A 13,555-nucleotide genomic window follows, 5' to 3' on the forward strand; every position below is an offset into this window, starting at 1 on the left:
AAATACCAATCACAGGGGGCTGGGATCGGATGAAGGTATTCGGCTTTTACAAATCCAAAAAGTATTTGCAGCGGGTCATGCTCTCCATAATGGCGTCCATGGTGCTCGTACTTGCCGCTTCATCGGTATCCAATACGTATATTTTAGAAAGATCGGTCAAGCGCATCCAAGAAGATTCCAACCTGAAGGTTCTCTCCCAAATCCAATACAATCTCTCTTATATGAACGACATTATTACGAGGCTGTCCAATTTCGTCTATCGCGACCATTTCCTAATACCGCTTATGTTCAACGGCGACTTGCCTAAGATGGATCTCATCCGCGGCTACCGCCAAATGTCCAACATTATGGAAAGCTCCTCTTTCCTGCACTCGATGGTGATTTATAATAAGTCGCAATCGGAGCTGTACGGCACGAGCAACAGCTTCCTGCTCGACGGCGGCATTACGAAGGAGAAGATCAGAAGCACGTTGCTCGATCCCGCCAATCCTCAGCCTACGAACCGGCTTATCCCCATGAGCATGTCTCAGGGCGATGAACGGATCGACTCGTTCGCTTTTATCGTGACCGATTCGCTTAAGCCGTTCTCAAGCAGCCAGTCAGGAATCATACTGTTCATTAAGTCCGACTGGGTGTTCGAAAGCTTGCGGAAGATGAACGTGGCAAGCAGCCGCGATCAAGGGGAAATCCTTATCCAAACGAAGGATGGCCAACTGCTGTCTTCCGATCCGAATGCCTCCTATTTGTCTTCGGAGCATCAGAATAATATTAACGAACTCGTCCTGAACGACAAACAAGCAGGCCAACATACGTCTGGCTTCGTCATTGGCGACCTGGCGGGGGAGAAAAACATGGTTACGTACATGGACGATGGCCTAGGTTCTTGGACGATTCTGTATATCCAATCCTATGGCAAGCTCATGGCCGACGTGACCAAAACCCGCAATCAATCGTTCATGCTGTCCGGACTGTTCCTGCTGTTCGCGATCGGCATATCGATCGGATTATCCTATAAGCTGTATAATCCGATTGAAAACATGCTCAAACGAATCAGACCGCATCTTCCGAGCACGCGGAAGGAAGACGCTCAGGAGGATGACAGCTCCGGCTCCAGTTCTGGCAGACACGCTAGTCAAAGCTACGGAGACGAGCTGACTTTGATGAGCGACAATTATATGCGGCTATCGGAGAAGCTGAACGAGATCAGCTCCGAGCATATCGTGAGCAAATATTATATCCGCCGGTTTCTGACGGATAGTCTGCTTTTCTCGCATCGCGACATGCAGCATTTGATCGAAAAGCACGAGCTGAACATTTCTGTCCGGGAACCGCTCATTGTATGCGTGCTTAAGATCGATCAGTTCGCGGTGTATGACCGTATGACGACAGGCAGTGCCAAAAAGCTGCACAGCTTCGCGATCGTCAATATTGCCCAAGAAATAATGGGCAAGACCTACCCTTGCGAATCGGTTGAAATCAGAGGCGATCATGTCGTGCTCATCCTCTCTCCAAGCGAGCTGGACGACAACGCGCAATTCAATCGGGTCAGAGCGCTGCTGCGCGACATTCAAGATACGATTGAGCGGTATTACGGCCTTTCGTTGTCCTGCGGCATTAGCGATGTGATCTCGCAATTCCCGTATCTGTCGACGGCATATGCCCAAGCGCTGCGCTGCAGCCAATATATGATCGTGAAAGGAAACAAGGCGATTATCGCGTCGGATGATATTAAGGAAAATCTGTCCAGCAAGCAAATGTCGCTGCCGGACGCCATAGAACGCAAGCTAGCCGAGGCGCTTAAGAAAGGCCAGCTGACGAATGCGGGCAATGAACTGGAGAAGGCGTTCTCCCATATCGCAACATTCAGTTACGAGGATATGCTTCGCGCCGTCAGCAATCTTGCCTGGACGATCAAGAACGCCGCTTCCGATATTGTAGAGCATCGCATTGGCACATTCTCCGTCGATATGGACTATATTCATCAGATTCCGCAGGAGAAGGAGACGCTTGAGGAAATATATCTGTCCCTCCTCTCGCTCTGCGCCAAAATATGCGAAGGACAGCGGCCGGCCAACATGGAGCGGAACGAAATTATGCTTGAGACAGTCAAGGAGCTCATCGAGCAAAAATTCGCCGATATCAATCTGAGCCAGCAGTCGATCGCATCGACCGTGAAGCTCTCCTCCGCCTACATCGGCAAGCTGTTCAAGGAAAGCTACAATATGACGATTACCGAGTATATGAACGAGGTTAGGCTGAATCACGCGCGGGAGCTGCTCGAGAGAGACAACTATACAATTGCAGAAATAATGGATAAATGCGGATATGCGAATCAAAGCTACTTTTTCCGGCTGTTCAAAGGCAAAGTCGGCAGTACGCCTAAAGAATATCGGATGAAAAAATCGATTTCTTAGAGCCATTTCAAGCACCTAACAGCCCCTTCCTCCACTGCTTAAAGTGGGAGAAGGGGCTTTTGCATGCCCGTATAGCGGGCAATTACACGAAATCGAATATTTTACAGTCGCAAACTACAGTTAATCCATCATTGTATTCTATCCGCTGTACTTCTTTCATGGCATGATGGGCATCAGAACAGGAAAACAACAGAAGGAGGAGATCATTAGTGGCACAAACCAAACTCGCCGATTCTAACGCCGATGCGCAGCGTCCATTGCCGAACAAGCCGAGCTGGCTTCGCAGAGAATGGAAACATCTGAAGAAAAACCGGGAATTGCTGCTGCTCGCGACGCCGGGTATTTTATTCAAATTCGTAATCGCTTATATCCCGATGATCGGGCTCATTCTTGCCTTTAAGTATTTCAGGTATGACCAAGGCATCTTCGGCAGCAAGTGGGTAGGCCTGAACAACTTCGAATTTCTATTTAAGGCGCAAGACGCGGTGCGCATCATCCGCAATACGCTGCTTTACAATCTTTCTTATATTGCCCTTGGAACGGTTGCCGCATTGCTTCTTGCATTGCTCCTGAACGAACTGAGCGGCAAATTGATCAAGATTTATCAAACAACGATGTTTCTGCCTTACTTCCTCTCCTTCGTCCTTGTCGGTTATATTACGAGCGCCTTCCTCGACCATAAGGGCGGTTTTCTTAATACGATGATCGGATGGATCGGCCTTGAACCGCACAAATGGTATTTGGAGACGGCGCCTTGGATATTCATCCTGCCGCTCGTCGCCCTGTGGAAGGGCATCGGCTTCTCCACGCTAGTCTACTATGCGGGCATTACCGGTATTAACACCGACTATTACGAGGCGGCCAGACTAGACGGCGCATCCCGTATCCAGATGATGTGGCGCATTACGCTTCCGCTGCTCAAGCCACTCGTCATCATCTTGTTCATCTTAGGACTCGGCAACATCTTCCGCGGCGATTTCGGCTTGCATTATTTCGTACCGAATAACGTTGGACCGAACTTCCCGACGACTGACATCATCGATACGTACGTTTACCGAGCTCTGACGAAACTAGGCGATATCAACTCCGCGGCGGCAGTCGGCTTCCTGCAATCGGTCGTAGGCCTCGTTACTGTCGTAACCGCCAACTATCTCGTTCGGAGAACGGATAAAGACAATGCATTGTTCTGAACAAGGAGGAATTACACATGCAAAGCACCAGATCATTTAATTGGATGAACGGGTTCATCAATCTATTTCTAACGATTCTTTGCTTGATGATTGCCCTTCCGTTCGTCCTCGTCGTCATTATATCGCTGACCTCCGAGAACAGCCTTGTGCAGAACGGATATCAGTTTTTGCCGAAGGAATGGAGCGCGGAGGCGTACCGAATCATTTTCGAGAAACCGGATCCGCTGCTGAAGGGCTATCTCGTGACTCTAATCATTACCGTCATCGGTACAGTGACTTCGCTGCTGCTCACCGCAATGACTGCCTATCCGATCTCTCGGATGGACTTTAGATACAATCGTCCGATTACGTTCTATGTGTTCTTCACGATGCTGTTCAACGGCGGCCTGATCCCTTTCTACATCATGATGACGCAATACTTGCACTTAAAAAACTCATTGCTGGCAATCATCCTTCCGACGCTGCTCAGTCCTTTCAACATTATGATCATGAAAGGTTTCCTGGACAAAATCTCAAAGGAAATTATCGAATCCGCAAAGGTTGACGGAGCAAAAGAGTTCCGGATTTTCTTCGGCATCATCCTGCCGCTGTCGACGCCTGCGCTAGCGACGCTTGGCTTGTTCATCGCCTTCGGCTATTGGAATGAATGGTTCTACGCGCTGCTATTCATCGACAATGACAAATACATTCCGCTGCAGCTGCTGCTCGTGCGTATTCTGTCTCAAATCGAGTTTCTGGCCAACTCCCCCCTTGCCCAGGTTGCCGATAAGCTCGCTTATGCGAACTTTCCGACCTTGTCTGTTCGAATGGCAATGGCGATTCTCGCCGGCGGACCAATGTTAGTCATATTTCCTTTCTTTCAGAGGTATTTCGTGAAGGGTATTACAGTAGGTTCCTTGAAAGGATAAGGAGCGACTATTGTGCCAATATAAAAACAATATAAACGGAGGGTTCACAGATGAAAAAAGCAAAAGCATCTCTATTGGCCAAATGGTTCACGCTTACGCTATGTCTTGCCATTATCGCGGCATGCTCAAACAATGGCAACACGCCGAACGCTACCAATGCCCCAAGCAATGCCGGCAGCAGCACGAATGCTCCTGAAACTGAGACGCCTGCTGAGCCAGCTCTTCCCGAAGTGAAGCTTACCTTCATCTATCCGGTTTCTGCTCAACCTGGTCCGGACCAGCAGCTCGTCAATGACGAGATCAACAAATATTTGAAAGAAAAAATCAACGCGACCGTAGATTTGAAGCCGCTTACTTTCGATGAGTACGAGCCGAAGCTCAACGCCATGCTCGCAGCAGGCGAAGACTTCGACCTCGCATGGAGCTCGAAGGGCTGGCTAGGCAATTATCAGCCTTATATCGATAGAGGCGCTTACTTGGAAATTACGGAAGATATGATCAAGCAATATGCACCGGAAGCCCGTGCGAACATTCCGGATAAATTCTGGCCGGATATGCTTGCCGTAGATGGCAAAGTATACGGATTCCCAATCTATCAAGTAGCCGCCAAGACGAAGAGCCTTGTCATCCAGAAGCGCTTCGTAGACAAATACAATCTCGATGTAAATTCGATTCAATCTTACAAAGATCTTGAGCCATTCCTTAAGCAGTTGAAAGAAAATGAGCCGGATATCATCCCGCTCGGTCTTGCGCAAAACTCATGGGGCTTGTTCACGGACAAGACGAAGGTCGGCGAAGGGCTTGTGCTTAGCTACGCTAAAGACGATCCGTCGCTCAAATATATCGGCGGGCTGCAAATACTCGATGAGAAAAAAGAATACTACGATACGATGCGCAGCTGGTACCAAGCCGGATACATTAACGAGGATGCTCCGATCATCCAGAACATTAACGATTTGAAAGCCAAAGGCAATGTGGCGGTAGGCCTCGAATTCACTTCTAAGCCTGGCGGTGAAGTTGGCGAAATGGCTGTAAACGGCGGCAATGAAGTCGTCTATGCTCCGATTGCCGACAGCTACTTCACGGGTATCGCCGGCGCTATGCATGTCATCAACAAAAGCTCCAAAAATCCGGAGCGTACGCTTATGCTGATCAATCTGCTTAATACGGATCAGTACCTTTACAACTTGATTTGCAACGGTATTGAAGGCAAACACTATAACAAAACAGATGACAAGTTTATCGAGCCGATCAAAGATTCCGGATACGCGCCGAACGGCGACTGGGTATTCGGCAACCAATTCAACGCTTATCTGAAGCCAGGCCAAGCAGCGGATACGTGGGACAGAACGATCGAGCTTAACGACAGCGCCATCGTCCCTGCGACAAGCGGCTTCGGCGTTAACGAAGAGAGCATCAAAGCCGAGATCGCCAACGTAACGGCAGCCAACAACGAGTATCAAGCCGCGCTTGAATCCGGCTCCGTTGATCCAGCCAAGGAACTGCCGAAATACCGCGACAAGCTCATTGCTTCCGGCCAAGAGAAGATCGAGCAAGAAACCGAGGCGCAGTGGGAGAAGTTCAAGCAAGATAAAGGGTTAGTGAAATAGGAAGTTTTATAGCAAAAATAAGACCGCAATCGAAACGGTGCTGCCGTGTCGATTGCGGTTCTTTTCTAAATCTTTTTTTCCAAAGGCACCTCTCCATTCACGATTGCTCTCTTTGCTCTACAAATCCGGCAAATTCCCTGATTTTGTCCCCACCCGATAAGGCGTTGCGATACCTTCGTAATTGAACATCATGCTCATGCCCATGGAAGCGTGCATCAGATCGTGGCAATGCATCATCCATAATCCGGGATTATCCGCTAGTACATAAATCTCGTAGGTTTCGTCCTTTTGCGTTAAGAGGGTATCCAGATATACCGGACTTCCGGTCAAAGGCTGGCCGTTGCGGCTAAGAACCCGAAAGACATGTCCGTGCATATGAAACGGATGATTGCCGCCACCGGCATTCAAAATCGTAATTTTCACGCGATCTCCCTCCTCTACGATCATTGGAGGAATTTCATGAAAGCTTTTACCGTTGATCGTATTGATAAGAAATTCATAGTTATCCAGCAGTCCAGGCTCATTCAGGTCATGGCCGTCCATCGCAATGATCCGATAGGCTGCTCCGTTAACGCTTATGGTGTCCGTATCGTTCGTCGCATTGATCATTCTTACTCTGACAGTAGATCCCGGGGCGGCATCTATATTCAAATCGTTCGTTGATCCGTTCAACATATAAGTGCCGTTCAGTTGTTGGATGAGGACAGAGTCCTCTTCATCATAGTTGAATGCGTCTTCTTTCGGATCTATAATAAGTTTCCCCAATAACCCTTTTTTGGCTTGTACCGAACTAGCCTGATTTCCTTTGCGCGATAGCTTTCGCATAAGGGGTCACCTCTTTCATGATTGATTATTGATTGATTAATAACTAATGAGCAATTGAATAGTGTTATACGCTTTTCCGCAATTCGCGAATGGTTGCAGCAATTCCGTCTGCAGGCTTTGTTGCCGGAATTTTGCCAATTTGACGTTCATATTTTTCACCGCTTAGCCGTAAAGGCTCTTCCGTTAGATAAAGCATTTCGACCACTTCCTTCATGACCGGTACGAATAGGCCAAGCAGTGAAAGACCGTACTTGCCGAGCGGTATAACAGGTTTTGTTGTCCCGCTTGCTTGCTGTGCGATTCGAACGATGTCGCGACCGGAGATCAATTCCGAACCGGGAATATTCCAGTTTTGTCCATACGCGTGATCATGATCGGATAGCTCGACAACCATTTTAGCCGCGTCTGGCAAATATACGTACTCCCGAGGAACTTTCATATTGCCGATAAAAAACGCCATTTTGCCGGCAGCGATTGCCTCAAGCGTTCCTCCCAAATACGAAGCCTGATTCGCGGTTGGCCCATAATAATCCGGCAATCGAACAATCATCGCTCGTGCCTCGCTCCAACGGCTGCTGAAGATCATCTGTTCGAATGCAAGACGAACTTTGCCCTTCTTTGTATGCGGCTGTTTCGGATGATCCTCTGTCACTTTGCTCATCTGTCTTCTGCCGTAAGGATAGATACCGTCTATCGCCACGACCTTCAGCTTCAAACGATTGGCAGCCTCCATTATGGCTTCGCCGAGCGGCAAAAGTTTGCTTGCCATCTCATGATAAGGTACATTCGCGCAATGGAATAGAACATCCGTTTCCTTAGCCGCATCTGCAATATCGTCGGAGTTGAAGGCATCACCTACGGCAATCGTTAGATTAGAGGGACTGCCTAATTGCACGGCAAGCTGCTCTAGCTTCTGGCGGGATCGTCCAAACGCAATCGTCGGTATCCCTCGTTTCGCCAGCTCTGCCGTAATCACCGCACCTGTACCGCCTGTCGCACCTACAACTATCGCTTTTTTCATTGTCATCATCCTCACTTTTATTATTTGTGATTGATTAATCACTAATTTGTTTTCACTATAGCATTTAGTTATTGATTGGTCAATAACTAAATGCTGCGGCTTGAATCGCCGGTCTTACCTTTGCTTCATCAACAGTTCCGGCATGTCGAGCGCCGATGAAATATTGCAAAGCATCCYCCGTGCTAGAAACAGGAATGTTCTTTCCTCCGCGTTGGGGATTTTGTTATTAACGAATGCATCCAAAACAATTTGCCGTACTTCTCGAAGTCCGGCCMGCATTGCCTCTCGAATCGGTTCTTCTTGAATTGTCTGTGCTTGCATCTGAAGGTAGGTTTCATTCATATGGGAGGCCAATATATCCTCGTAAGCCTTAATCAATTCGCTTTCCAACCGTTCCGGTGTTGCGGAATCCACGACTTGACGGAAAGATTGGCTTATTCTCATCCAGGACACCTCTAACGCGCTTAACAGTAAGGCTTCTTTCGTTGCAAAAAAACGAAAAATATAAGGCTGCGATATTTGAGCTCGTTCCGCTACCTGTGCTGTGGTTGCCCTGTAATAGCCGGTCTCCGCAAACACTTCGATCGCCGCCGATATAATATCGGTTTTACGATTAACGACTGCTTTTTCATCCTTTGGTTTTGGCAAGTTCTCTTCATCCTTTCGTTTAGTGACTAATCAATAATTAACTGGTTTGAGTATATCTCAAACCTCGTTGTGAAGCAAATGGATGTGCTAGGTGTAGAAAGATAAAATAACTGTCCCCACTAGCGAATAGGGGACAGTTATTTTATTCAAACCTTAAAATAATGACTTTATAAAATTTTTTGCTGTGTTATATGCTTTTCCGACTGCTTTTGCACCAGACTTGATCATATTTACCGCTGTACTTCTTACCTTCTGTCCCGCTTTGCAGATTGTTTCACCTATCGTTGAACCAGCCATATAAGCAACGGTTCCGCCAACCATTGAGCCTAATACCGCTCCAGCAACCGTTCCGACCACGGGTATCCAACTTAGTGCCATTGCCCCCACTATTGCTCCTTCAGCAGCACCGAGACCGCTGCAAATAAGTCCGCTAACCGCCGATACGGTAACACGCTCCATTTTTTCTAATCCTTGAACTATCGTTAATTCACCATTGGCTACTTTTCCTAACACTTTCACATTCTCAATGGATACGCATGCCACATTTGCTATTACTCCTGCTGGGGTACCTTTCGGTATCATTGCAATTAGCCCTTTTTCAGAAGCTATCTTTAGCGCCACAGCCGTTGCGCTTTTGACGCCAGCATCAGCTCCCGTTCTTAAAGCTGCTTTCACAACCTCATGACCCTTTATTTCTTGATTGGTCATTTTTTTATGAACAAGGTCAAATCCTACAGCAACAGTCGCGGATTGAAAGCCAGCCAATGCAATATTTTTAGTCATATGGGAGGTCAAGTCTTTCAACTTATAATAGTTCCAATCCGTATCGAGAGACTGTCCTTCTTGAGCAAGCTTTTGCAATTGTTTTCCTTCTGCCTTATCCATAGGACGGCTTTTCAGGTTATCGTTGCCTATCGATTCTCTGCCATTAGATACATCAAGTGCCTGACCTTTGGATATTAACTTCCCCTGAAAGGCATAGTTACCTTTATCGAATGCTCTATTGGTCGCAACCGCATCTCCACTAAGCTTTGCTTGGTACTTCTTCACGATCGTGCCAAACTCATCCTTAATGACAAGATCAACTGAATTTTTGGTGTACGTCTCACCTGGCTTAGGTGATAATACTTCTGCTCTTAAATTGCTTTTTCTTAATGCAGCTTCCATATTAAATGTATTGGCATGGTGGTGCTCAAATATAAATCCATCTAGATTCGAATTCATATTGATAGAACCGTCCAAATTGGTTATCGCATCTCGCATCTGCTGATTCGAAGTTGCAATCACATGATCAATTTCTTGAAGGTACTGTCCGACTTTGCTAACTTCCATACCAATTGTTGCTTCTTGGACCTTTATTTGCAGCCATTTTTCTTTGGTCGTCCCTTGTTCGACTGCATTACTTAGACTCTTTAAATTCGCATCATGAACTTCAACAGATTGTATGATTTCAATTTTGTACTTTTCAGCCTCAGCATAACTCATCTCAGGCAAATGTTTTCTCAGTTCGTCTTCGATCCATTGTTCTTCGGACATAGACTGCTCTTTAGTAGAAAAGCTTTCTACAACATCTCGAACAATATCAATCACTTTTTCCTGGTCTTGATGCGAAGCGTTCAGTGGACTGGCACTCATTCCGCTTCATCTCCTTAACTTTTAGATGCTGATTTAAAATGATTCTTTTTGTACGCGTCTGACAAAACTTTTATTTTATCTTTGAATAAGACGGATAGGGATGCTGTGTCCTCAATGATTGAAACCATATCTTGAGTAGTCACTTGTTGTTTCCCAGAAACAAAAGCTCTTTCAATCCCTTCCTTTACAACCCCTTCAATATCAGCTCCGCTAAAACCTTCTGTTTTCCTGCTCAGCTCGGCAAAATCAATCGCTGCCATATCGCCTCTTCTTCGTTTTGTAAAATGGATTTCAAAGATTCGTTTTCTATCCACCGCAGTCGGGAGATCGACATAAAAGATTTCATCGAATCTTCCCTTTCTTAGCAGCTCAGTTGGAAGGTTTGAAATATCATTTGCAGTTGCAACGACGAAGGTAGGACTGTTTTTTTCCTGCATCCACGTTAAAAAGTATCCAAACAATCTTGTAGCGACCTCCGCATTAGCACCGTTTCCTATGCCGGCGAACGCTTTCTCCAATTCATCGATCCATAACACACAAGGGGATATCGCTTCTGCCAGCTTGATCGCTTTACGCATATTGCTTTCCGATTCCCCAACGTACTTGCCTAATAATCTCCCCATATCCAATCGTAATAGAGGGACTCCGAATAATTGGGCTGTTGCTTTGGCATTTAGGGATTTACCGCACCCAGGCAGACCGGCGATTAACACACCTTTTGGGATATCTACTCCATATTCCAATGCCTTGTTCATATTTTTAAAAACCTTCGCTTTATTGGAAAGCCATGATTTCAGGTTTTCAAGACCGCCGATTTCATGAATTGTTTCATTCTGTGGGATCATTTCCAAAATCCCTGATTTCTTTATTACTTGGAACTTTTGATCGTAGATGAGCTCCAAATCCTTTTTCGTCAAATCTCCGTCTTTCGAATAGGCAAGTGATAAAATATTTACAATTTCATATTCGGTAAGGCCCTTAAAAGCAATTGTTAATTCATCCAATAATTCATTTGCAATATCGGGCAACTGGTTGTCACGAAGAAATCTCCTGACTAATTGTTTAACATCCTGTTCCTCCAAATAGCCAATTTCGATTATCGTTATGTATTTCTCTAACTCCGTCGGGATCTTCAATACAGGGGAAACCAAGAACAATACCGTCTCGAGTCCGTTATAGATCTTTAAGGCGATTTCCTTTAATGTGCTTATGACATGAGGATTATCCAAAAAGTGATGAATATCTTTAAGTACTAGTATTTTGCCATTCAACTCATCATCTTGGCTTAAGGCATACAATATTTCTTCAACTGTTTTGATACTGTCGAGCAAAGGGCTCTTCGTTTCGAAATGAACAAACCCTTTTGAAGCATTCCATTCAAGTATCTCTCTGCCATATGCCACTGATTTAATGAGGCTGTCGACCTTGGTCTCTTCAAAAGTATTCAAGTATAGTAATGGAAATTGGGCATCTACATAGTGYAAAATCGTCTGACTAACCGGATTCTTTAGCATAAAAATCGACTCTCCTACTTTGTCTATTCATAAATGTATACGGTGTCTTCACACATAACCGCGAGTTTATCCTCGCACAGATCGATGTCAAAATAACTTATGTTCCATGCGCTATCATTTTTTAATTTGATCGTTTGAATCAACTCGAGTGTATGAATATCCCATAATTTAATTTCACTGAAGCCTGAACAGGTTAGCAACACATCATTGGCTATCTTCATTAAAGTGATGTCTTTTTCATGGGCCTTTATGTTTCCAAGCTGTTCCCCGGTATTTAGATCAAATACTGCAATATTTCCTATTGCAACCAAGCTATCCCGGCTAATGCCGTCTCTAAACATAGCATCTTTAGAGAAGCTGCTCAGAGCAAATAGTTTATTGTGACCAATAACGAATTTGCCGATTGATCCGCTGAAACTTAACAAAGGGCCTTTGGTTGTTGAACGATGCAGCTTCCTCTCTCTTGGCAAGAAATAATATAATTCTCCTTCATAGCAGTAGGAGAAAACTCCATTAAAAAATGATCTTGAACCGACGTAATTCAATTCAATTTTCTCACCTGGGATCAGACGCTTATTTGTCATTTCAATACGACTTGATGCCATTTGGAAATTATCAGAGTCATTCACGTTCGAACGAACTGCGAACATTTTTAATATGTCTTCTGCAACTCCCATTATGTTATATGATTCCACTTTATCAAAAGAAGCATAGATGGTTTCCCGTTTGGTAGGATCATTTAAATCAACCTTAAACACTTTATACAAGTCGACCCACCCACGACCGGATACACTTACGTTATCAATATCAAGACAATAAACGGAATTTAGGTGCTTTATCGTTGTTACATACTGTTCATACTCATACGTCTCTATCTTATTAATCATTCGATTATTACGAATATCGTAGAAAGCCAAGTATCTGCCAATTTCGACACATAGCGTATGTCCGTATATATGAATTTTTCTTGGCGACGGTGATGATCTTGTGAATAGGCCACTTGCATTTTTGTATGAATCTTTGTTGATTTTAATGGTTTTGGCGTAATTTCTAAGTGCTGCACCCTGTCTAATCTTTGACTCATCTATTTCAAAGACAGATATAGACGACGGATTCAACTTAATCTGTGCGTGTGCAGTCAATAACACGTTCTCGAAATGAATATTTTTATTTTTTGCATCGAACATGTGGGTCCCAATCAGCGTTAATGAAGGCTGATTGATACCGACATAATGAATTCGTTCGGCCGTTTCACTAACTTCAAACGATTCACCTAATAAGTAAATCGTTCTTGAAGCATCGTCCGCCGTATCTTGAATCATCTGATCAAGTTCACCTTGAGACATAGCAATGAAATGAAGCTGACTCGATATAATTGGATCGTCCGTATATTGATTGATGATCGACAGCTTATCTCGTTTGCTCTTGAACGCTTGTATATCAAATGGAGCACTAATTGCAACTCCGAATATTTGGCACAGTTTTTCCGAAATTTCTGATTGATCCTCAGTAGCCAATTTCTCTAGAAGTTCAGCTTCCGCTTTATAAAAGCGTTGTTCTAACCACGTTTTCAATCTACCGTCAAAATAATATTCAACGATCGTTTCCATTTCAAAGTTTTCTTTCAACTCTTCTATAGTCCTTACTTGAACCCCGTTTTTCATTACGATAGGAAACTTTATGTTTCTCTTGAGCATTAAATATTCCTCACCTTATTAGTTTATATTCTACATTTTCCATAAGTAATTATTAATTATTTTTGATAGTACATCAGCTAAGATATATATGAT

The 13,555-nt window shown here is 44.8% G+C and carries 10 protein-coding genes; 4 read left to right on the forward strand and 6 right to left on the reverse strand.

The window, feature by feature from the left end:
• The first annotated feature begins 29 nt into the window (after positions 1 to 29).
• The 4 genes from AB4Z33_RS01045 (at position 30) to AB4Z33_RS01060 (ending at position 6,122) form a co-directional block, all read left to right on the forward strand.
• Positions 30 to 2,414, forward strand: coding sequence for a helix-turn-helix domain-containing protein (locus tag AB4Z33_RS01045; RefSeq protein ID WP_442048095.1), 2,385 nt, complete (start codon positions 30 to 32; stop codon positions 2,412 to 2,414).
• Positions 2,415 to 2,623: 209 nt separating this feature from the next.
• Positions 2,624 to 3,604, forward strand: a complete 981-nt coding sequence (locus AB4Z33_RS01050; protein ID WP_442048096.1) for an ABC transporter permease — start codon at positions 2,624 to 2,626, stop codon at positions 3,602 to 3,604.
• Between the two features lie 17 nt (positions 3,605 to 3,621).
• A complete protein-coding gene (locus AB4Z33_RS01055; RefSeq protein ID WP_442048097.1) occupies positions 3,622 to 4,512 on the forward strand; it encodes a carbohydrate ABC transporter permease in 891 nt (296 codons plus the stop codon).
• A 50-nt stretch (positions 4,513 to 4,562) separates the two neighbouring features.
• Positions 4,563 to 6,122, forward strand: a complete 1,560-nt coding sequence (locus tag AB4Z33_RS01060) for an ABC transporter substrate-binding protein (RefSeq protein WP_442048098.1) — start codon at positions 4,563 to 4,565, stop codon at positions 6,120 to 6,122.
• A gap of 117 nt (positions 6,123 to 6,239) precedes the next feature.
• On the opposite strand, the gene AB4Z33_RS01065 is transcribed toward AB4Z33_RS01060, so the two are convergent.
• The 6 genes from AB4Z33_RS01065 to AB4Z33_RS01090 form a co-directional block, all read right to left on the reverse strand.
• A complete protein-coding gene (locus tag AB4Z33_RS01065; RefSeq protein WP_442048099.1) occupies positions 6,240 to 6,947 on the reverse strand; it encodes a multicopper oxidase domain-containing protein in 708 nt (235 codons plus the stop codon).
• Positions 6,948 to 7,011: 64 nt separating this feature from the next.
• Positions 7,012 to 7,974, reverse strand: coding sequence for an NAD-dependent epimerase/dehydratase family protein (locus AB4Z33_RS01070; protein ID WP_442048112.1), 963 nt, complete (start codon positions 7,972 to 7,974; stop codon positions 7,012 to 7,014).
• 108 nt (positions 7,975 to 8,082) lie between these two features.
• On the reverse strand, positions 8,083 to 8,616 hold the full coding sequence (locus tag AB4Z33_RS01075; protein WP_442048100.1) for a TetR/AcrR family transcriptional regulator: 534 nt from the start codon (positions 8,614 to 8,616) through the stop codon (positions 8,083 to 8,085).
• A 153-nt stretch (positions 8,617 to 8,769) separates the two neighbouring features.
• Complete coding sequence (locus tag AB4Z33_RS01080) at positions 8,770 to 10,251, reverse strand: hypothetical protein (RefSeq protein ID WP_442048101.1); 1,482 nt, start codon at positions 10,249 to 10,251, stop codon at positions 8,770 to 8,772.
• Between the two features lie 14 nt (positions 10,252 to 10,265).
• Positions 10,266 to 11,765 carry an AAA family ATPase gene (locus AB4Z33_RS01085; RefSeq protein WP_442048102.1) on the reverse strand — a complete coding sequence of 500 codons (1,500 nt, stop codon included), beginning with the start codon at positions 11,763 to 11,765 and terminating at the stop codon, positions 10,266 to 10,268.
• 23 nt (positions 11,766 to 11,788) lie between these two features.
• Complete coding sequence (locus AB4Z33_RS01090) at positions 11,789 to 13,462, reverse strand: hypothetical protein (RefSeq protein ID WP_442048103.1); 1,674 nt, start codon at positions 13,460 to 13,462, stop codon at positions 11,789 to 11,791.
• Positions 13,463 to 13,555: the final 93 nt, after the last annotated feature.

This window comes from Paenibacillus sp. 2TAB19 (assembly GCF_052115185.1).
In the GTDB taxonomy this organism is placed as follows: Bacteria; Bacillota; Bacilli; order Paenibacillales; family Paenibacillaceae; genus Pristimantibacillus.

Bases quoted from the DNA above. Each gene is read 5' to 3' on its own strand.
- AB4Z33_RS01045 (WP_442048095.1), top strand. From the start codon at position 30: ATGAAGGTATTCGGCTTTTACAAATCCAAAAAGTATTTGCAGCGGGTC.
- AB4Z33_RS01055 (WP_442048097.1), top strand. From the start codon at position 3,622: ATGCAAAGCACCAGATCATTTAATTGGATGAACGGGTTCATCAATCTA.
- AB4Z33_RS01060 (WP_442048098.1), top strand. From the start codon at position 4,563: ATGAAAAAAGCAAAAGCATCTCTATTGGCCAAATGGTTCACGCTTACG.
- AB4Z33_RS01065 (WP_442048099.1), bottom strand. From the start codon at position 6,947: ATGCGAAAGCTATCGCGCAAAGGAAATCAGGCTAGTTCGGTACAAGCC.
- AB4Z33_RS01070 (WP_442048112.1), bottom strand. From the start codon at position 7,974: ATGACAATGAAAAAAGCGATAGTTGTAGGTGCGACAGGCGGTACAGGT.
- AB4Z33_RS01080 (WP_442048101.1), bottom strand. From the start codon at position 10,251: ATGAGTGCCAGTCCACTGAACGCTTCGCATCAAGACCAGGAAAAAGTG.
- AB4Z33_RS01090 (WP_442048103.1), bottom strand. From the start codon at position 13,462: ATGCTCAAGAGAAACATAAAGTTTCCTATCGTAATGAAAAACGGGGTT.